Origin of the sequence: Natrinema sp. DC36 (assembly GCF_020405225.1) — an archaeon.
Lineage (GTDB): Archaea > Halobacteriota > Halobacteria > Halobacteriales > Natrialbaceae > Natrinema.
In genome coordinates, this window is sequence record NZ_CP084472.1 from 2,399,525 (window position 1) to 2,417,922 (window position 18,398).

At 64.6% G+C, this 18,398-nt stretch carries 20 protein-coding genes and 1 tRNA gene; 10 read left to right on the forward strand and 11 right to left on the reverse strand.

Annotated elements, in window-relative coordinates; genetic code table 11:
* Nucleotide 1: 1 nt before the first annotated feature.
* From LDH74_RS12490 to LDH74_RS12515, 6 genes are read right to left on the reverse strand one after another with little or no spacing between them, the layout of a single operon-like run.
* Nucleotides 2–424: a 30S ribosomal protein S19 gene (locus LDH74_RS12490; protein ID WP_226039051.1), complete on the reverse strand. Its 423-nt coding sequence runs from the start codon at nucleotides 422–424 to the stop codon at nucleotides 2–4.
* Entirely contained in the window at nucleotides 421–1,143 is a 723-nt protein-coding gene (locus LDH74_RS12495; protein ID WP_226039052.1) for a 50S ribosomal protein L2, read from the reverse strand. The genes LDH74_RS12490 and LDH74_RS12495 overlap by 4 nt, the downstream gene beginning before the upstream one ends.
* Nucleotides 1,144–1,145: 2 nt before the next feature.
* Nucleotides 1,146–1,400 (reverse strand): 50S ribosomal protein L23, encoded by a 255-nt coding sequence (locus LDH74_RS12500; RefSeq protein ID WP_180842253.1) that lies wholly within the window; start codon nucleotides 1,398–1,400, stop codon nucleotides 1,146–1,148.
* Nucleotides 1,397–2,149 (reverse strand): 50S ribosomal protein L4, encoded by a 753-nt coding sequence (gene rpl4p, locus LDH74_RS12505; protein WP_226039053.1) that lies wholly within the window; start codon nucleotides 2,147–2,149, stop codon nucleotides 1,397–1,399. Before rpl4p ends, LDH74_RS12500 begins: the two co-directional genes overlap by 4 nt.
* Nucleotides 2,150–2,152: 3 nt before the next feature.
* A complete protein-coding gene (locus tag LDH74_RS12510; protein ID WP_226039054.1) occupies nucleotides 2,153–3,172 on the reverse strand; it encodes a 50S ribosomal protein L3 in 1,020 nt (339 codons plus the stop codon).
* Between the two features lie 4 nt (nucleotides 3,173–3,176).
* Nucleotides 3,177–4,052 carry an RNA methyltransferase gene (locus tag LDH74_RS12515; RefSeq protein WP_226039055.1) on the reverse strand — a complete coding sequence of 292 codons (876 nt, stop codon included), beginning with the start codon at nucleotides 4,050–4,052 and terminating at the stop codon, nucleotides 3,177–3,179.
* 304 nt (nucleotides 4,053–4,356) lie between these two features.
* Here LDH74_RS12515 and LDH74_RS12520 point away from each other — a divergent pair.
* Nucleotides 4,357–4,427 (forward strand) — tRNA-Gly (locus tag LDH74_RS12520).
* Nucleotides 4,428–4,609: 182 nt separating this feature from the next.
* Here LDH74_RS12520 and LDH74_RS12525 read toward each other — a convergent pair.
* Nucleotides 4,610–5,443 (reverse strand): HNH endonuclease signature motif containing protein, encoded by an 834-nt coding sequence (locus LDH74_RS12525; protein WP_226039056.1) that lies wholly within the window; start codon nucleotides 5,441–5,443, stop codon nucleotides 4,610–4,612.
* Between the two features lie 396 nt (nucleotides 5,444–5,839).
* On the reverse strand, nucleotides 5,840–6,286 hold the full coding sequence (locus LDH74_RS12530) for a DUF4112 domain-containing protein (protein WP_226039057.1): 447 nt from the start codon (nucleotides 6,284–6,286) through the stop codon (nucleotides 5,840–5,842).
* Nucleotides 6,287–6,786: 500 nt separating this feature from the next.
* Between LDH74_RS12530 and LDH74_RS12535 the strand changes: the two genes are divergently transcribed.
* The 4 genes from LDH74_RS12535 (at nucleotide 6,787) to LDH74_RS12550 (ending at nucleotide 9,286) form a co-directional block, all read left to right on the forward strand.
* Nucleotides 6,787–7,140, forward strand: coding sequence for a HalOD1 output domain-containing protein (locus tag LDH74_RS12535; protein ID WP_098725819.1), 354 nt, complete (start codon nucleotides 6,787–6,789; stop codon nucleotides 7,138–7,140).
* 184 nt (nucleotides 7,141–7,324) lie between these two features.
* On the forward strand, nucleotides 7,325–7,639 hold the full coding sequence (locus LDH74_RS12540; RefSeq protein WP_226039058.1) for an MTH1187 family thiamine-binding protein: 315 nt from the start codon (nucleotides 7,325–7,327) through the stop codon (nucleotides 7,637–7,639).
* A gap of 151 nt (nucleotides 7,640–7,790) precedes the next feature.
* Nucleotides 7,791–8,723: a methenyltetrahydromethanopterin cyclohydrolase gene (gene mch, locus LDH74_RS12545; protein ID WP_226039059.1), complete on the forward strand. Its 933-nt coding sequence runs from the start codon at nucleotides 7,791–7,793 to the stop codon at nucleotides 8,721–8,723.
* A 2-nt stretch (nucleotides 8,724–8,725) separates the two neighbouring features.
* Entirely contained in the window at nucleotides 8,726–9,286 is a 561-nt protein-coding gene (locus tag LDH74_RS12550; protein ID WP_226039060.1) for a hypothetical protein, read from the forward strand.
* A 16-nt stretch (nucleotides 9,287–9,302) separates the two neighbouring features.
* Here the strand turns inward: LDH74_RS12550 and LDH74_RS12555 are convergent, their stop codons facing one another.
* Genes LDH74_RS12555 through proC form a run of 3 tightly spaced genes read right to left on the reverse strand, consistent with a single transcriptional unit; the run spans nucleotide 9,303 to nucleotide 12,250 of the window.
* The gene (locus LDH74_RS12555) at nucleotides 9,303–10,646 is read right to left on the reverse strand and encodes a glutamate-5-semialdehyde dehydrogenase (RefSeq protein ID WP_226039061.1); all 1,344 of its coding nucleotides are present in this window, start codon (nucleotides 10,644–10,646) and stop codon (nucleotides 9,303–9,305) included.
* Nucleotides 10,639–11,472 carry a glutamate 5-kinase gene (gene proB, locus LDH74_RS12560; RefSeq protein WP_226039062.1) on the reverse strand — a complete coding sequence of 278 codons (834 nt, stop codon included), beginning with the start codon at nucleotides 11,470–11,472 and terminating at the stop codon, nucleotides 10,639–10,641. The genes LDH74_RS12555 and proB overlap by 8 nt, the downstream gene beginning before the upstream one ends.
* A complete protein-coding gene (gene proC, locus LDH74_RS12565) occupies nucleotides 11,465–12,250 on the reverse strand; it encodes a pyrroline-5-carboxylate reductase (RefSeq protein ID WP_226039063.1) in 786 nt (261 codons plus the stop codon). Before proC ends, proB begins: the two co-directional genes overlap by 8 nt.
* Nucleotides 12,251–12,536: 286 nt before the next feature.
* Here proC and LDH74_RS12570 point away from each other — a divergent pair, with 286 nt between their 5' ends.
* The 5 genes from LDH74_RS12570 (at nucleotide 12,537) to LDH74_RS12590 (ending at nucleotide 18,392) form a co-directional block, all read left to right on the forward strand.
* Nucleotides 12,537–14,093 (forward strand): aldehyde dehydrogenase family protein, encoded by a 1,557-nt coding sequence (locus tag LDH74_RS12570; protein ID WP_226039064.1) that lies wholly within the window; start codon nucleotides 12,537–12,539, stop codon nucleotides 14,091–14,093.
* Between the two features lie 219 nt (nucleotides 14,094–14,312).
* A complete protein-coding gene (locus LDH74_RS12575; protein ID WP_226039065.1) occupies nucleotides 14,313–15,380 on the forward strand; it encodes a zinc-dependent alcohol dehydrogenase family protein in 1,068 nt (355 codons plus the stop codon).
* Nucleotides 15,381–15,465: 85 nt separating this feature from the next.
* Nucleotides 15,466–16,464, forward strand: coding sequence for an ABC transporter ATP-binding protein (locus LDH74_RS12580; protein WP_226039066.1), 999 nt, complete (start codon nucleotides 15,466–15,468; stop codon nucleotides 16,462–16,464).
* Complete coding sequence (locus tag LDH74_RS12585) at nucleotides 16,457–17,245, forward strand: ABC transporter permease subunit (protein ID WP_226039067.1); 789 nt, start codon at nucleotides 16,457–16,459, stop codon at nucleotides 17,243–17,245. Before LDH74_RS12580 ends, LDH74_RS12585 begins: the two co-directional genes overlap by 8 nt.
* A 142-nt stretch (nucleotides 17,246–17,387) precedes the next feature.
* Entirely contained in the window at nucleotides 17,388–18,392 is a 1,005-nt protein-coding gene (locus LDH74_RS12590) for a bile acid:sodium symporter (RefSeq protein WP_226042526.1), read from the forward strand.
* Nucleotides 18,393–18,398 lie beyond the last annotated feature (6 nt).

The window sequence follows — 18,398 nt, forward strand, 5'->3', positions numbered from 1 at the left end:
ATCACTTCAGTGGGACGAACTTGGACGATCGGGTCGCGCCGATACCGGCCTGACCGTGCTCGACGGAGGTCCGCGTCAGCTGGAACTCGCCGAGGTAGTGGCCGATCATTTCGGGTTCGACGCGAACGCGCTCGAACGACTGTCCGGTGTAGACCTCGAAGGTCAGTCCGACGAACTCCGGCAGGATCGGCATATCCCGCAGGTGCGTTCGGATCGGGGCGTTCGCCGTTTCTTCTTCGCCCTTGTCGCTGGCCTCCTCTCGGAGCTTCTCCTTCTCGACGGAGAGGCCGCGTTCGATACTTCGCCGCTGTCGTGCGGGTAACAGTTCCACAACCTCGTCGAGCTCCATCGACTGCAGCTCCTCGAGCGTGTGACCACGGTAGGTAAAGTCACCTTCGCGGCCGGTTCGGTACTCCTGACTCATTGCTTTCCACCTCGACCGGTGCTCCGGGACGCGATGTCACCGACCTTCCGTCCCGGCGGGGCGTCCCGCGAGACGGACTTGGGTTTGCCGGGGTGCTGTCGGCCGCCGCCACCGAACGGGTGGTCGACGGCGTTCATCGCGACACCGCGGACGCGAGGCCACTTGGTGCCCCGGGACTTCATCTTGTGATACTTGTTGCCGGCCTTGACGAAGGGCTTCTCCGTGCGGCCGCCGCCGGCGACGACGCCGATGGTGGCGCGACACTGCGGATCGAGGCGCTTGACCTCGCCGCTGGGAAGCTGAATGACCGCCGCGTTGCGGTCGTGGGTGATCAGGTCGGCGTTGGTCCCCGAGGCGCGAGCGAATCGTCCGCCATCGCCCGGGTTCGCTTCGACGTTACAGACCGGCACTCCTTCGGGAATCTCCGCGAGCGGGAGCGTGTTGCCGGGCTTGATCTCCGCCGTGACACCGACCGCGAGCTCCTCGCCCACGGTGATGCCTTCGGGTGCGAGGATGAGGCGCTGATCGCCATCGTCGAACTCGACGGCCGCGATCGGTGCGGACCGAGCCGGGTCGTGTTCGATGTCGACGACCGTCCCGCGGACGACATCGTCGTCTTCCTCTTTCTTGTGCTCGAGGTCCGCCTTGTATCGGTGCGACGGGGCGCGGAACGTGGAGGTCCCGCGACCGCGTCGTTGTCCTTGAATGCGTCGTCCCATTCTCAGAACACCCCGATTCGCGAAGCGACTTCCTGTGCGTCGTCCTCCTCGGAGAGGCGGACGATCGCTTTCTTTTTACCCTTCATCGTTACCTGCGTGTTGACGTTCTCGACCGAGATCTCGAATCGCTCTTCGACCTCGTCCCGAATCTCGGGCTTGGTCGCGTCCGGGTTGACGACGAACTGGAGCTTGTTCTCGAAGTCCATGTCGTTCATCGCCTTCTCCGTGACGAGCGGGTGTTCGATGGCCGAGCTCATCGGTCGGCCACCTCCTCGAGTGCGCTCTCGGTCCAGACGGTGAGTCGTCCCGGCTGTGCACCGGGGGCGAGATCCTCCGCGTTGACCTCCGCAGCCGTCGTCACGTCTGCACCGGCGAGATTCCGGGCCGCTCGCGACGGGCCGGTCTCGCTGGATGTGACGAAGAGGATCGACGTCGGCGTCTTGTACTTCCGGCCGCGGGCTTTCCCTTGACCGGAGCGAACGCTTCGACCCTCGTCGGCTCGTTGGATGTCGTCCGCGAGACCCGCTGCCTCGAGGAAGTCGACGACCTCGCGCGTCTTCTGGAGGTCCTCGAACTCGTCGTCGACGACGACGGGGAGCTCGGCGTCTTCGTCGAACTCGTGGCCGCGTTCGGCGACGAGTTCGGCGTCGGTCGTCGCAGCGATCGCGCTGCGGACGGCCAGTTTCTTTGCTTTCGTGTTGATCGATTCGGACTGGTCCTTCTCGGCTTTCGGCGGGTGGGCCTTGCGTCCCTTGACGGCCTGGGGAACGCGGCGTGCGCGACCCTCCTGTCGTGGAACGTGGGCCATCCCGCGGCCGCTACCGAACGATTCGGCCGGCGTTCGAAGGCCGGCGAACTCGTCGGCACCGTAGTCCTGTTTTCGGTTTGCCTGCGCGGCGCGCACGGCTCGGCCGATCAAGTCCGGGCGGTACGTGGTCTCGAAGACCGCCGGGAGCTCGACCGTGTCCGCGTCGTCGCCGTCCAGGTTTCGTACTGTTGCGTCCATGTGTTATCCCTGGTTGGATGCGGTGGAGACGTAGCGCACCTCGGGATCGAGGCGCGGCTGGTCTCCGGGTCGGATCGCCGGGCGGAAGCGTACGAGACGCTGTTGCGGCCCGGGGAGCGAGCCCTTGATCAGCGCGTGCGGTCCGTCGACTTCGCCGTAGTTGACGAAGCCGCCGTCGACCGTCGCGTCTGCGCCGTCGCCGATGTCGACGAGGCGCTTGTTCAGTTCCGTCCGCTGGTGGTAGCCGGTCTGGCCCTGCTGGGGAACCGTCGACCGAACGCGGGACGGATTCCAGGGGCCGAGGTTACCGATGCGACGGCGCCATCCCTGCCGGGCGTGCTTGCCCTTTCGTTTCTGGACGCCCCATCGCTTGACGGGACCCTGCGTCCCTTTCCCTTTCGTGACGCCGCTCGCGTCGACGTACTCGCCGGCGCGGAACACGTCGTTCATGACGTGTTCGCCGCCGTTCTCGATGGTCTCGAGGGCGAACTCGACGCGATCGTCGACGGAGCCGCCGCCGACGCGCGTTTCCATCACGTCCGGTTTCTTCTTCGGCATCGAGGGCAGCTCCCCCGGTACCGTGTGGGTGATGACGCGAACGTCATCGACGCGACCCTCCTCGTGGAGGGAACGGAGTTCGTCCGTGGTCGCGCCGGTGTCGTTATCGTCACCGGGAAGGTCGAGAACGCGATCGAGTTCGGGAACGAACTCGTCGGTCCAGACCTCGGTTATCGGCTTCATACCGTACGGCGTGTCTTCGTATGCTCGCAGAGCGACGGCGCGCATCGGCGGCGTCTCCACGATCGTCACTGGGACGGTCTCTTCCATCCCTTCGGTCGGCGAGTTCGCTGTATCGTCGACCATGACGACGTGGGTCATGCCGGCCTTGTAGCCCGCGAAACCCTGGAGCGTCGGCTGTCCGTCAGTGTCCGGCCACGAGTTGAAGCGTGGGACCTCGCTGGTCGCACGCTGTCGTGGGCCGAACCCGAGTGAGCCTTTGCGTGGTGTATTTGCTTGTGGCATTCTATCACTCTCTCAGTGAGAGGGGAGCGAGGGTGGCGAACAGAGCCTCTTCCGTTCGCACGACCTCGCTTCCCTGATCCGGAACCGTATTTAGCCAGAGGTCGAACCCCGGATCGGCAGTGGGTTCGACTCCGTTATCCCCGCCGACGGCTGCGTCCTGTGCAGCGCCGACGGCGGATTCCTCGATTTCGAGGATCGCCGGCAGCCCTCTCTCGGGCGCGCCGAAGGCGACGGTCATCCCGTCGCGCTGAACGCGTCCGGCCAGCGTCTCGAGCCGCCCGACGGTGAGTTCTTCACCGAATCGGGAGGCCGCGATACGAACGCCGGCGTCCTCACGGCCGAGTGCTGCCCGCAGGTCCGTCTGCTCGATCGAAAGCCCCGGAAGGGGATCGTCGACGAGCTTCGCCCGGACCGGTCGTCGCGAAGAGATCCTGACGGTCACGCGCTCCCCCTCTTCAACCGCCATGTTCGGCGGTACGTTGAGGGAGATCGGGTGTTGCAGTCCGCAATTGACCCGGACGCGCCCTTCAGGTCCGACCTCGGTCACGATTCCTTGTCTTGACGACCCCGAACCGGTAGATTCGGAGCCGGTCTGTGACATGGCGCGGAGCGGCGGTAAGATGCCCGCGTACTTCAGTTCGTCCCGCATCCCCCACGCCTCGTTGCGGAGGTACGGGGGCGTTGCGGCGTACCGCAACACGATGCTGACGAATCCGCCGTCAAATCGCCCGGTTTCCCCATCCCGATCGGGATAGACGACCAGGCGATCGGCCCGGAAGATCGTCGCCGCGCGGGCGACGTATCCAAGTTTGCGAGTTGCCTCGCGTTTGTCCTCGGCTTCCCGGCTGATTGACGACGGCACGAGTACGCTGACAGTCATACCGAAACGCTTCGGCGCCGCGTCACTAGACTGTAGCGATGTATTGCGGAGAGGGTCTTAAAAGAATAGCGGATTCGATTCCGGCTGTGAACGCCTCACACCCCCGAATTCGTGCTGAACGGACACACATTTGTCTTCGGTAACCAGTTATATCCGACATGCGAGCAAGCCCGGAGAATACTGCCGGGTATGTGCGGAAATTGGCAGTACGATTACTCGAGAATCGGCATGCTGCGGCATGCCGAAGGCGGGTCGATTCGCAACCCTTATACATCCGTCCGGCAGTAGATATGAGTGCAGCAGGGCGCTGGTAGTGTAGTGGTATCACGTGACCTTGCCATGGTCACAACCTGGGTTCAAATCCCAGCCAGCGCATTTCTCTAAACACAACATCGCGAGCGTTGCGTAGCAACGCGAGTATTCGTGTTCAGAGAAATCGTCCTGGATTTGAACGAGAGAAGTCGCAGCCTGCGAGCGAACGAAGTTAGCGAGCAGGACCGTCTTCGCGTTGTTCAGATTCCAGGCAGTTGAAACGTATTCTACCTCCAACGACGATTCTACATCGCCGCTTCGGTCTGTCGTCGAACCTTAGCGCGCAGCTTATTCCGTGAAATCGCACCGCTATCGGCTTTCCGATGGCAGTCCGGGCAGAGAACGATTAGGTTAGAAGAGTCATTTGGACCGCCTTCACTCCGAGGCTCAATGTGATGGACCTCTGGGTGATCCGTCCGGTTATTACACCATTCACAATGCTGGTTCGCACGATCGAAATACAAATCGTCTTTCAAGGATTGTGGTGCTGGTGGTGTTCGCTCGACAGTACCCTCGCCGTTATCGCCAGTATTCGATTTAGAATCGGATTCATCATTAGTGTCTACTGTGGTGAGAAAAGACCAGGCTTCCGCGGCTCCATCCCGTTTGTACAGCGCAATCGCCCAGCCAAAGATTATGAGGCTACCAAGGAGCAGCGCCGTGCTGACGTAGAAAACTGGCGTTCCGAACTCGAACGATGAGGAGAACAGAAACAAACCGCCAGCAACTAACATCACGAGTGCTATCCCACCAGGCGGCAGGTTTCCATCCCCGTCAGACTGCACTTCACCGGACGAACCAGACGGATAGCCGAGTTCGGTCCCAGTATCAGACAGTCCGGAACTCGGGAGGATCGATGCTGAATTACTTTCGACGATATCTTCGAAAACTGACCGAGCTTCGGCTGCTGAATCAGCCTCATAGATCGGAACACCGGCAACGAATCGATCGTCGAACATACCGGGATCGTACTCTGGCGTGGTGATTGTCGCCTCTGTCCTCTTTTCGTGTGTGACTTCGTAGAAGCCAGTATCCTGTTTTTCTAATCGCCAACGCCCTTCGCGCCGTACAACTCCCATACAGGAAAACATAACCCAGACGAAAAATAAGTTTGGAAGAAATCAATATCATTCGGCTAACGAAGGACTTTGAAGACGGGCAGACGAGGCGAGGGTAAGGTTAGAACTGGGAAAATAGCGCTTCCTCCACTAATATTCTATTAGTGGCGACGAGCGGAGCGAGGAGTCTGTTCATCGAAACACCGTCCTAAATTTGAACGAGAGAAGTCGCAGCCTGCGAGCGAGCAGGACCGTCTTTACGTTGTCCAAATTCCAGCCAGCACAGACTCCGAACACGTCATTTGCTGTCGATTTCACTGAGCCATCGCATATTGGAATCAACGTTCAGCGAGTGTGACCTCGAGATCACAGCCAAAACGAGACGACGATCGGACGCAACGACCTCGAGCGACTGCGCTACTCGATAGTCACGACTTCCGGTCCGCCGTCGGATTGGCCGTCCTTCTCCGCCAGATCCTCGAGGGCCAGTTTCAGGTTCCACTTGTTGGCCTTCCAGAAGGCGTCGAAAATGACGCCGAGAACGGGGACGGAGCCGATGACGGCGTCGACGCCGACGTTCGCGAGCATGCGAAGCAGCGTCGACTGGGAGACGCCCATGCGGGCGGCTTCGGCGACGAGGTACAACGAGACGCCCGCGGCCGCGGCGTCGCCGGCTCCCGGAAGGATCCCGACGATCGGATCGAGTCCGACTTTGAAGTCCGTCCCTGGAACCCGAACCCCCTCGTCGAGAGCGTGCGCGACGACGCGCATGCGTTTGATCGCCGCCTCGTCGACGGCAGCGGGGAGGTCCTCGCGAAGTTCCTCGAGTTCCGAACTGAAATCGTTGGTTGAGTCGGTTGCCATACGTCGGATTGGGCGCGTGTGTGGATAAGCCCGCGGGCGGCCGTGGCAAGCGATTCGCAGATCGGCCAGTCGCCATCGTCGCCCGAATCGGCCTCGAGAATCTCCCCTCCCTCATAACGGGTTGGAGCGACCGGTCCAGTACATACGAATTTCGTCGGTAGGAGTCGACTATCGAAGCCACGCCGAACGGCCCCGTTCACTGGCAAGTGCGACGAAGCAGCCCGTCACGCGGAGCTCGGGGGTACGCGATCGTCGCGACGAGAATCGAGTGGGGGTTCGACCGGAAATAACCGGTTGTCGTCGTAAAAGCTCGTATTGTCGCGAGTGTCATCGCCGTGACGCTGGCGATGCAGCGCGCAATCGGCTGCTGGCAGTGGTAGTTGACGTATTATACTAACAGAGAACGGTATCTCACATATACGTACTATTGTCGGCGACGAGTGGCTTTTATACTATGAGTAGCTACAGTCTAATACACGATTGAACGATCAGATATAGATATGCAGACTGAACTCTCACCCGCAGACGGCACGGACGACCTCCAGTACGACCAGCCAAACGATCGCTACGTCTTCCACCACGACGTCGACGGCACCGCCACCATCACCACGACGATCGTCCACGCGCTCGCATCGATCGCGGACACCGACGTCTCGCAGGGGGAGTTCTCCCTGTACGATAGCGTCGACCCGGACGCGCTCGACCGCATCTTCAGCCAGAAGGCGGACGGCTCCGATCGCGCGGGCGGCCACGTCGCGTTCACCGCCCTCGAGCACGAGGTATACGTCTACGCGAACGGCGATGTCATCATCTACCCACCCGCGGAGACGCCCCGGACGCCGACCACGAACTGAACGCCGGCGGTCACTGCCCCAATCCCGATCCCGGCCCCGGTCCCACTGGTCGTTTTTCCACGCTCACACTGCCGACTGACCGTGAGCACCGCATCCGTTTGACGCTCACGAGCAGTTGACGGCAACCCGGTGAGACGATCCGTCGGACGCGGTATTTAGGTTCCGCCCGGTATCAGTGGTCCATATGACGGTAGTCGCACTACTGAGCGTCGCACCGGTAATCGAGGACAGCATGGCCGACGAGGTCGCGAAGGCCGTCGACGCCCTCGAGGAGTACGACGTCACCTACGAGACGAACCCGATGGGAACGGTGATCGAAGCCGAGACGACGGACGAACTCTTCGCGGCTGCGCAGGCGGCGCACGACGCCGTCGACGCCGACCGCGTGAGCACGGTCCTGAAAATCGACGACAAACGGACGCGAGACATCGATGCCGCAGAAAAGGTCTCGGCCGTCGAAGAACAGCTCGGACGGCCCGCCCGAAATCGCGAGGAATAACGGTCGCGGATCGGCTCCACTGCCCGCCGCGGACACCGCTTGAGAGTACGAGAGACCGTCGAGACAAGGCGAGAGTGATCGCGGCACCTGTCAGACGGCGGTCAGACACGAACGGACAAACGGTTTTACCACGGGGGCTGAATTCGATTGCATGGAAAGTCTCAATCGAATGGCGATCGAGCTGGTCGACGAGGCCCTCGACTACGCCGAGGAGTTGAATATCGGGGGTTACGACCTCGAGAACGAATCGACGGTACTCGACTTCGGCCTCGAGTTCGACGGCGGTATCGAGGCCGGGCTCCTGTTGACCGAAATTCAGACGGCTGGGATGGCGACGCCGAGCTACGAACTCGGCGAACTCGGCGGCGCGTCGATTCCCTTCGTCGAGCTATCGACGGATCAGCCGGCGCTCTCGCTGCTGTGTTCTCAGAAGGCGGGCTGGGAGGTGCTGACCGAGGACTTCGAGGGCCTCGGTAGCGGTCCCGCTCGAGCGCTGGTAGCCGAAGAAGAGGAGTTCCGCCGCATCGGCTACACCGACGCCTTCGACCTGACAGCGCTGGCCATCGAGACGGATACTGATCCGACCGAGTCCGTGGCCGAGCACGTCGCCGAGCGCGCCGAGGTCGAGACGAGCAGCGTGTTCCTGCTGGCCTATCCGACCGCGAGCCTCGTGGGGAGCATTACGAACGCCGCCCGCGCGGCCGAACTCGCGACCTTCCGGCTCTCGGAACTCGGATACGATCCCCTCGACATCGTCTCTGCGACGGGGCGCGCACCGGTCGCACCCGTCGCTGGCGACGAGCGGACGGCCATCGCGCGGACGAACGACGCGATCGCCTACGGCGGACGTGCACACCTCACGGTCCGTGAGGACGCAGATATCTTCGACTCGGTGCCCTCGAGCGCAGCCGAGGATCACGGCCGGCCGCTCGGCGAGGTCTTCGACGACCTCGAGTGGGACTTCTCGGAGGTGCCGTCGGATCTCTTCGCGCCCGCGGCGGTGACGATCGACGTGATCGGCGGGCCGACGTACGTCCACGGCGAAACGGACGAGGAGATCCTCGTCGACTCCTTCGACCTGTAACCGTGCGGTTCAAGCCGGTCCCCGAACCGCCCGCGGATCTCGCCGCGGTCGAGACGGTCCGCCGCGCCCTCCCCGCGGCCGCCGGCGACGCCGACGACTGCTGTCGACTCCTCGTCGACGAGACGCCCCTCGAGACCCGCGACGAGGCGGCGACGTGGCTCACCTTCCTGCGAGCGCTCGAGCTCGCGACCGAGGAGCCGGCGGGCTTTCGCCGCCGTGATCCGGGCTCGAGTGGCGAGCCCGATTCGGACATCCCATCAGCGCTCGAGCGCGACCGGCTCCGTCGGGCGTTTCGAGAGCGGGTGGACGGAGCCGACGCAGTGCTTTCAGCGCTCGAGCGAGCCGACGGCTCACTGACTGCAGCCGAAGGTGTCGCGGCGCTCCGCGAAGCGCGACGACAGTCCGGCGAACGCGGTCGGCGCTCGAACCCCACCGAGGGAACGCAGCTCGAACGGGTCGAACGGCTGCTCGAGTGGGCCGTCCTATTCGGACTCGCAGAGAAGACGGAAGGCAGCGCAGAGAAGGCGGAAGGCGGGTATCGATCCGCGCCCACGCGTGGGTAGGCGCGGAAGGACTGAGCTATTCGTCGGAGAGGCGGCCGGGAGACCACTCGCCGTCGAACTCCCGGTGCGTGAACGGTTTCGCGTCCTCGCCGGCGTAGGTGGCGACGAGTTGGCCGTCGCCCTCGAGGTGGTACTTGTAGGTGGTCAGTCCCTCGAGGCCGACGGGGCCGCGGGCGTGGATCTTGCCCGTGCTGATGCCGACTTCGGCACCGAGACCGAACCGGTAGCCGTCGGCGAAGCGGGTCGAGGCGTTGTGGAAGACGCTCGCGGAGTCGAGACTCCGCATGAAGGTGCTCGCGCGCTCTTCGTCCTCGGTCACGATCGACTCGGTGTGTTTCGAGCCGTGGGTGGTGACGTGATCGATCGCGGCCTCGAGCGAGTCGACGACCCGGATCGAGACGATCAGGTCGCCGTACTCGGTGTCCCAGTCGGCGTCGGTCGCGGCCTCGACGTCGACGATCTCGCGGGCGGCCTCGTCGCCGCGAATCTCGACGTCGGCGGTTTCGTAGCGGTCCGCGATCGCCGGCAGGAACGCCGCGGCGATATCCTCGTGGACCAGCAGCGTCTCGACGGCGTTGCACACGGCCGGGTACTGGACCTTCGCGTCGTAGGCGATGTCTTCGGCCATCGAGAGGTCGGCCCCGTCGTCGACGTAGACGTGGCAGATCCCCTCCGTGTGGCCCAGCACGGGGATGCTCGTGTTGTCCTGGATGTAGCTCACGAATTCGGAGCTTCCCCGGGGCATGAGGAGGTCGATCGCGTCGTCCATCTCGAGCAGGGCGTCGACGTCCTCGCGGGCCTCGACGTGCTGCGCCCAGCCGTCGGGGATGTCGGCGTCCGCCGACGCCGCGGCCGCTTCGATGATCTCGAAGAGGGTTCGATTCGAGTGCAGGGCCTCGCTTCCGCCCTTCAGAATGACCGCGTTCCCCGATCTGAGTGCGAGCGCGGCGATCTGGACGAGCGCGTCGGGTCGGGACTCGAACACCGTACCGACGACGCCGATCGGGACCGCGACCTTGTACAGCTCGAGGTCCTCGTCGAGTTCCCGCGCGGCGAGGGTCTTCCCGAGGGGGTCGTCCTGACCGGCGACGCTGCGGACCATGTCGGCGATGCTCTCGATCTTCGACTCGGAGAGCTTCAGCCGATCGACCAGCGCCTGCGTGTACTCGCCCTCCTCGAGCAGCCGCTCACCTTCCTCGACGTCTCGCTCGTTTTCCGCGAGGATCTCGTCGGTTCGCGCTTCGATCGCGTCGGCGATCTCGTGAAGCGCCCCGCTCCGCTCCGCGTCGGACAGTTTCGCGAGCTCGAGGGCCGCGGTCTGTGCCTCGTCGACGTCTCGTTCGATGTCGGTCTCAGTCATCGCTCACACCGTTGATGGGAAGGAATAGGGTCCCCACGGGCTTGGCAGTAGCGATCTTTGCGAGGACGTCGGGCTCGGTGGACTTCGCGATGACGGCCGGAATTCCGTGCTCGCTGACGTCGCGCGCGCCCTCGACTTTCGTCTGGATGCCGCCGAACCCGTCGGACGTGCTCTCGGAAATGATCTCCTGTACCGTGTCGTAGTTGGTGCCGACCGCTTCGATGCGTTCGGCGTCGGGATCGCGCTTCGGGTTGCCGGTGTAGACGCCGCCGACGTCGGTCAGCGTGACCAGCAGGTCCGCATCGATGCCGATCGTCGTCGCCGACGAGAGCATGTCGTTGTCGCCGATCCGGATCTCCTCGGTCGCGACCGCGTCGTTCTCGTTGATGATCGGAACGACGCCCCACTCGAGCAGCGTCTCGATCGTGTTCCGGAGGTTCGTGAACCGCTCCGGGTTCTCGAGGTCGTGCTGGGTCAGCAGTAGCTGGGCGACCTTCCGGTCGTAGCGCGCGAAGCTCTCGGTGTAGCGGTGCATGAGGTGGCTCTGCCCGACGGTCGACAGCGCCTGGGACTCCTCGACGGTGCCGGTCGACGCCCCGACCCGGCCCGTACCGGCCCCGATCGCGCCCGACGAGACGAGGATGACCTCCTTGTCACGGGAGAGGAGGTCCTCGAGGTCGTCGACGAGCTTGTCGAGTTTCTCGTCGTCGAGATTGGAATCCGCGTCGGTCAGGGAGTTCGTCCCCGCCTTGACGATCACGCGGTCCGCGTCGGCCGCGAGCTGTCGCGCCGCCGCGACGGCCCCTTCCTCGAGTTCGCTACTCATCGTCCTCACTGGCGAATTCGCTCGCCAGTTCCGCCGAGCGTTCTTCGGCCGCCGTCACCGCTGCGGCAACGTCGGCGTCGGCGTCGCTGTCCCAGAGGACTTCCATTCCCTCGATCGTCGTCCCGTTGGGCGAACAGACGGCGTCGATCAGTTCCTCGACGCTCCGGTCCGACCGGAGGACGGTCTCGGCGGCCCCCTTGAACGTCTGGGCGGCCAGCGTCTCGGCGTCGTCGGGCTCGAGGCCGCCCTCGACGCCCGCGTCCGCCATCGCCTGGATGAGATAGAAGACGAAGGCCGGGCCGCTCCCGTTGACGGCGGTCGCGATGTCCATCCGCTCCTCGTCGATTTCGGCGAACTCGCCGACATCGTCCAACAGTTCCCGCACCTCGTCGGTGACGCCCTCGGCGGTCACGGCCGCCGCCATATCCCCCGTCTCGGCCGCGAGATTCGGCATAATCCGAACCACGTTCGCGTCGGTCCGCGCTTCGACGTAGTCGGTCGAGACGCCCGCAGCGATCGAGATCAGCGTCTGCTCGGGCGAGAGATCGAGTTCCTCGAGAACCGCGCCGACGATGTCCGGTTTGACCGCGACGATCACGACGTCGGCGTCGGCCGCCTCCGAAACGTCCGAGGTCGTTCGATCGACGTAGTCGGCGACCGACTCGAGTGCGTCGGGATCGAGATCGCACGCGGTCACCGTGTGGTTCCCGGCCCGCCAGAGCCCCTTGATCAGGGCGCTCCCCATGTTGCCACAACCGATAACGCTCGTCTGTACCATCTTATCTAGGGTGTGGAGCCGAGGCGGACATACCAACTTTGGTTTCGATCGGCCGCCGCGGTATCGATCGGTCCGCGTCTTCGCTCGAGGCCGCCGGTCATCGGCGGCGTTTAAAGAGAACCGCGTTTCCGAGGGGTCACGCTGAGGCGTCTCGGTAGCGATGGCTCCGCTAGAGATCATGCGTGGTGTTTCCTCACAGGCGACGGGGCGAACGCGACGGGGCAATGGCTCGCTCGAGACGAGAGCGCGACGCGATCGATCTGCGACGGAGGTGCGGTGATCGGCGATGCAGACCGGATACTACGATCGGGATCGGTACGACGTCGGTGACTCCGTCCTCGAGCGCCACCGTTCGGCGGCGGAGACGGTTCTCTCGCGCGACCGGTACGGCCACCTGATCGACGGCGAGTGGGTCGACGCCGCCGACGGCGAGGAGGGACGGGCGATCGACGCGACCACGGGCGAAGCGCTCGCGACGGTCCAGGTCGGCTCCGCCGCGGATGTCGATCGGGCCGTCGAGGCCGCGCGGGCGACGTTCGAGGGAAGCTGGGGCCAGCTCTCCCCCAGACAGCGCGCCGACCGACTCGCGGAGATCGCCGACCGACTCGAGGATCGCAAGACGGCGATCGCGAAACTCGACAGCCTCGAGGCGGGGAAGCCGAACCTCCACGCGCTGTTCGTCGACTGCGAGGTGCTGATCGAGCAGTTCCGCCACTTCGCCGCGCTCGCGCGGTCGACCGATGAGGGCCGGGTCGTGCCGACGGGCGACGAGAAACACGTCTTCACGCGCCGCGAACCGTACGGCGTCGTCGGCGCGATTTCCGCGTGGAACTTCCCCGCGATGTTCGTCGCGTGGAAGCTCGGCCCGGCGCTGGCGACCGGCAACGCGGTCGTCCTCAAACCGTCCGAACGAGCCACGCTCTCGTCGCTCGAGGTCGCGCGGGTCTGCGATCGCGTCCTCCCGCCGGGAACGGTCAACGTCGTCACCGGCCTCGGCGAGGACGTCGGCGCGGCGATGACCGCTCACGACGACGTCGACAAACTGAGTTTGACCGGCTCGCACGCGTCAGGCGTTGCCACTCTCGAGAGCGCCGCGCAGACGATCACGCCGACGTCGCTCGAACTCGGCGGGAAGAGTCCGAACATCGTCTTTCCGGACGCCGACCTCGAGCAGGCGATCCTGGGGACGATCGTGAGCATCTTCTTCAACTCGGGACAGCAGTGTACGGCGGGGTCACGGCTGTACCTTCACAGGGAGATCCGCGAGGAGTTCCTGGACCTGCTCGAGAGCGCCATCGACAACCTCGGCGTCGGCGACCCCCTCGCGCCGACGACCGACGTCGGGCCGATGATCGATCACACCCACCAGTCGTCGGTTCGCGAGTACGTCGACGACGCCGTCGCCGAGGGCGCGACGCTGCGCATCGGTGGCGAAAACGCCGCGGTCGACGACGACCTCGAGGGTGCCCCGTTCGTCCAGCCGACGGTGCTCACCGACGTGGGCGACGACGACCGCGTCGGCTGCGAGGAAGTGTTCGGTCCCGTGCTTTCCGTCTTCGAGTGGAGCGACCGCGACGACGTTCTCCAGCGGGCCAACGACACGTCGTACGGGCTCGCCGCGGGCGTCTGGACCACGGACCTCGGCGCGGCCCACGAGTTCGCGGCCGAACTCGAGGCCGGGACGGTCTGGATCAACACCTACAACGACCTCTTCGATCCGGCACCCCACGGCGGCTACAAGGAGAGCGGCACGGGTCGAGAGCTCGCCGAGGAGGCGCTCGAGGACTACTCGCAGGTGAAGACGGTCAAAGTGAACCTCGGTGGCGTTCCGAAGATGGGCTGAACGCCTGGATTCCTGGATTCGTCGGAACCCGGTTTCAGCGGATTCGGTTTCACCGGACCCGGTTTCGATGGAGCTCGGTTTCAATGGGACTCGGGGTCGACCGAAACCCGGTCCGGATCGGACTGAAACGGCCGTCGGGCATCCCGTCAGCGACAGCCACCACAGAATATATAATTATTAATCATTATATTTATGGTGGAGGATGTCGTTCGAGTAGCCGTGAAAGCAGTAGTCTTCCAGGGCGCGAACGAGCCCCTCGAGATACAGGAAGTTGACCGACCGACGTGCGAGGAAAACGGCGTGGTCGTCGAAACCGAAGCCTGCGGCATCTGTCGGAGCGACTGGCACGCCTGGCAGGGCGACTGGGACTGGATCGGACTGATGCCCACGCCGGGACTGATCTTCGGACACGAGCCCGTCGGCCGGGTCGTCGAGGTCGGCGACGGCGTCGAGCGCTTCAGCGAGGGCGACCTCGTCACAAATCCGTTCAACCTGAGCGACGGGACCTGTCCGCACTGCCGGGAAGGACGGGCGAACATCTGCGAGAAATCGGTGCCGATGGGCTTCGTCCCCTTCCAGCAGGGCGCGTTCGCCGAGGAGTACCCGGTCCGGAACGCCGATCAGAACCTCGTGACGGTCCCCGAATCGGTCGATCCCGCCGAGGTCGCGGGGCTGGGCTGTCGGTTCGCGACCGCGTTTCACGGAATCGTCCACCGCGTGGACGTCACCCCCGGCGACTGGGTCGCGGTCCACGGCTGCGGCGGCGTCGGCCTCTCCGCGGTTCACATCGCCAGCGCCCTGGGCGGGAACGTCATCGCGATCGACGTCGTCCCCGAAAAGCTCGAGTTAGCTAGAGAGCTCGGTGCGATCGAGACGGTCGACTCCGAGCGCGTCGACGACGTTCCCCAGGCGGTGAAGGCTCACACCGAGAAGAGCCGCGGCGTCGACGTCTCGATCGACGCGCTGGGGATCGCGGAGACGGTCCGAAACTCGATCAACTCGCTCGGCAAGGGCGGGCAACACCTCCAGATCGGGATGACGACGTCCGAGGAGGGCGGTGACGTTTCCGTCCCGGTCGACACCATGGTCACCGACGAGCGCGAGTTCTACGGCTCCTACGGGATGCCACCCAACGAGTACGACGACATCTTCCGGATGATGGACGGCGGGAAGATCGATCCGGGGAAGATCGTCACTGAGACCTGCGCGCTCGAGGACGTTCCCGGCGTGATGGACCGACTCGGCGAGTACGAGACGATGGGGATCCCGGTCTGCACCGAGTTCTGAGCCGGTCGATCCCGCTCGAGTCGTCTCCTCTGAGATGCGCGACCGGCCTGTAGATACATACGAACGGCTCTCGAACCGAGACGGTATGGCCGCAATCGAACTCGAGGAGCTCACGAAGGACTACGGGGAGGTGCTCGCAAACGACGGCGTGACGTTCGACGTCGAGCGGGGGGAGATCTTCGGCTACCTCGGCCCGAACGGCGCGGGGAAGACGACGACGATCCGGACGCTGCTGGGGTTCATCTCGCCGACCGCCGGTTCGGCGCGGCTGCTGGGTCGCGACATCACCGACGAGGGGGACCTCCTCGAGGCCAAGCGGCGACTCGGCTATCTCCCCGACAGCCCGGCGTTCGACGAGACGGCGACGGGTCGCGAAATACTCGACCTGCACGCGTCGATCAAGGGCGACGAGCGCAGCGGGGAGTTGCTCGAACTGTTCGACCCGCCGCTGGATCGGCCGGTGCGGGAGTACTCTCGGGGGAACGTCCAGAAGCTGGGGCTCGTGACGACGTTCATGCAGGATCCCGAGCTGGTGATCCTGGACGAGCCGACGAGCGGGTTAGATCCTCTGTTACAACAGCGGTTTACGGAGTTCCTCCGGACCGAACGAGAGCGGGGGCTCACGGTGTTTTTCTCCTCGCACATCCTGAGCGAGGTGCGAAAGCTCTGCGACCGCGTCGGCGTCATTCGGAACGGGCGGCTGGTCACGGTCGAACCGGTGGAATCGCTCCTCGATAGGAGCGGCAAGTTCGTCCGCCTGCACGCCGCGGAGTCGATCCCGAGCCGAGCCCTCGAACTCGACGGCATCCACGGCCTCGAGTCCGAGCGCGGTGCCGGATCGGGCGCCGGATCGAGCGACGGGACCGAATACGCGTTCACGTTCACCGGCGATATCAACACCCTGCTCGAGCGGCTTCGGGAATACCGACTGCTCGATTGCACGATCGAGGAAGCGCCGCTCGAGGAGGTTTTCATGCGGTTTTACGGCGACGAGGGGACGGACGCCGGCTCGGCTGCTGGGGATCGAGTCCCCGCCGGTACCGGCGCGGCGGACGACGGCGTCGGGGGTGACGGCGATGTTTGAACTGACGCGGTACGACGGTCGTCACCGGGTTCGTGGGGGGATCTATCTCTCGGTCGGGTTGTCCCTACTCGCCGCGATGGTCATCTGGGTGTACCCCTCGTTCGAGGCCGAGATCGATCTCGATCAGCTGCTGGCCGCCTATCCGGAGCCGATCCTGCAGGTGATGGGCGTCCAGACGATGGCGAGCCTGGGCGGCTTCCTCTCGTTCGAACTCTACACGTTCGGATGGATCATCCTGCTCGGCCTCTATCTGGCCTACGCCACGGCAGGGACGATCGCCGACGACGTCGATCGCGGTCGCATGGACGTCCTGTTGTCGATGCCGATCTCTCGGTCTCGAGTGGTCGCCGAGCGCTTCGCCGCGATGGCCGTTCCGATCGTCGGCGCGAACGTCCTGCCGCCGATCGTCGTCTACGTCGGCGCGCGATTGATCGACCATCCCCTCGCCGCCGCGGACGTGCTCGCGGTCCACCTGCTCTCGATCCCCTATCTGTTCGCCTGCGCCGGGATCGGCCTGCTCGCGTCTGTCGTCTTCGACCGGGCCGCGATCGCCCAGCGGGTGGCCCTCGGCGTTACCTTCGCGCTGTTCCTGTCGGAGTCGCTGTTGTCCGGGACCGACGCCGAAGCCATCGGGGCAATCGCACCCATGCGCTACTACGATCCGAACGCGATCCTGCTCGAGGGGACCTACGATCTCGCCGGTGCGGGGGTTCTCGTGGCCATGACTCTCGGGCTCCTGATCGCGGCCCAGTTCTGGTTCGGCCGGAGCGACCTGCCGTAAGACTCGAGGAGCCGACGGTCGCGGTTCTGATTCGCGTCTCGGCAGTCCCGATTCGCTCGGGGGCGATACGACCGCACCGCGCCGTCGATCGGGTCATCTGACTGCTCCGATGCCCTATTACGATCCGTCCACCAACGATCGGATGATGCGTTCCACCGAGTGGTTGCAGCGCCGGCAGATTCTCGTCTACGCGATCGCGGTCGCACTCGCCGTCGGAATCGGCGCGGGGCGGCCGTCGACTGCGCCGCTCTTAGAGCGACTCATCACCCCCGTTCTGGCGGTGTTGCTGTACGCGACCTTCCTCGAGATCCCGTTCGGCCGATTTCGCGATGGGTTCACCAACGGTCGGTTCATGGCCGGCGCACTCGGGTTGAACTTCCTCGTCGTCCCGATCGTCGTCTACGGCCTCACCCGGTTTCTCCCGCAGGAGCCGGTGATTCTCGTCGGCGCGTTCATGGTGCTGTTGACGCCCTGCATCGACTACGTGATCCCGTTTACGGAGCTCGCCGACGGGGACGCCGAGCAGATCACCGTCGCGACGCCGGCGCTCTTGCTCCTGCAGTTGCTCCTCCTGCCGCTCTACCTCTGGCTGTTCATGGGGGGTCGGATCGCGACAGCCGTCGATCCCGAGCCGTTCCTCGAGGCGTTCCTCTTCCTCATCGCCCTGCCGCTGACGCTCGCGTGGCTCACCGAACTGGGTGCGACGCGCTCGGGGATCGCTCGCGGATGGCAGTCGGCGATGGGATGGCTTCCCGTCCCAATGATGGGGGCGACCCTGCTGGTCGTGATCGCCTCACAGCTCCCCCGCGTGCAGGATTCGATCGGGCAGATCGCGGCGGTCGTCCCGGTGTACGTCGCGTTCCTCGTCGTCATGCCGATTATCGGCCGAGTGGCGGCCGGCGTGCTTCGGCTGGAGACCGGTGAAAGCCGCGCGCTCGTCTTCACCGCCGTGACACGGAACTCGTTGGTCGTGTTGCCGCTGGCGCTCGCGCTCCCGGCGGGTTATGAGCTCGCACCGGCGGTCGTCGTCACGCAGACGCTCGTGGAACTGACGGGCATGGTTGTCCTCACTCGAGTGGTGCCGGCATGGCTCGTCCAGGAACCCCCGGACGCGATTTCGGTCCCCGGCATCGCGCCGGAGGAGTGACTGACG

Coding starts and splice junctions, on each gene's coding strand:
- LDH74_RS12490 (WP_226039051.1), bottom strand. CDS start 424: ATGAGTCAGGAGTACCGAACCGGCCGCGAAGGTGACTTTACCTACCGT.
- LDH74_RS12495 (WP_226039052.1), bottom strand. CDS start 1,143: ATGGGACGACGCATTCAAGGACAACGACGCGGTCGCGGGACCTCCACG.
- LDH74_RS12500 (WP_180842253.1), bottom strand. CDS start 1,400: ATGAGCTCGGCCATCGAACACCCGCTCGTCACGGAGAAGGCGATGAAC.
- rpl4p (WP_226039053.1), bottom strand. CDS start 2,149: ATGGACGCAACAGTACGAAACCTGGACGGCGACGACGCGGACACGGTC.
- LDH74_RS12510 (WP_226039054.1), bottom strand. CDS start 3,172: ATGCCACAAGCAAATACACCACGCAAAGGCTCACTCGGGTTCGGCCCA.
- LDH74_RS12515 (WP_226039055.1), bottom strand. CDS start 4,052: ATGACTGTCAGCGTACTCGTGCCGTCGTCAATCAGCCGGGAAGCCGAG.
- LDH74_RS12525 (WP_226039056.1), bottom strand. CDS start 5,443: ATGGGAGTTGTACGGCGCGAAGGGCGTTGGCGATTAGAAAAACAGGAT.
- LDH74_RS12530 (WP_226039057.1), bottom strand. CDS start 6,286: ATGGCAACCGACTCAACCAACGATTTCAGTTCGGAACTCGAGGAACTT.
- LDH74_RS12535 (WP_098725819.1), top strand. CDS start 6,787: ATGCAGACTGAACTCTCACCCGCAGACGGCACGGACGACCTCCAGTAC.
- LDH74_RS12540 (WP_226039058.1), top strand. CDS start 7,325: ATGACGGTAGTCGCACTACTGAGCGTCGCACCGGTAATCGAGGACAGC.
- mch (WP_226039059.1), top strand. CDS start 7,791: ATGGAAAGTCTCAATCGAATGGCGATCGAGCTGGTCGACGAGGCCCTC.
- LDH74_RS12555 (WP_226039061.1), bottom strand. CDS start 10,646: ATGACTGAGACCGACATCGAACGAGACGTCGACGAGGCACAGACCGCG.
- proB (WP_226039062.1), bottom strand. CDS start 11,472: ATGAGTAGCGAACTCGAGGAAGGGGCCGTCGCGGCGGCGCGACAGCTC.
- proC (WP_226039063.1), bottom strand. CDS start 12,250: ATGGTACAGACGAGCGTTATCGGTTGTGGCAACATGGGGAGCGCCCTG.
- LDH74_RS12570 (WP_226039064.1), top strand. CDS start 12,537: ATGCAGACCGGATACTACGATCGGGATCGGTACGACGTCGGTGACTCC.
- LDH74_RS12580 (WP_226039066.1), top strand. CDS start 15,466: ATGGCCGCAATCGAACTCGAGGAGCTCACGAAGGACTACGGGGAGGTG.
- LDH74_RS12585 (WP_226039067.1), top strand. CDS start 16,457: ATGTTTGAACTGACGCGGTACGACGGTCGTCACCGGGTTCGTGGGGGG.
- LDH74_RS12590 (WP_226042526.1), top strand. CDS start 17,388: ATGATGCGTTCCACCGAGTGGTTGCAGCGCCGGCAGATTCTCGTCTAC.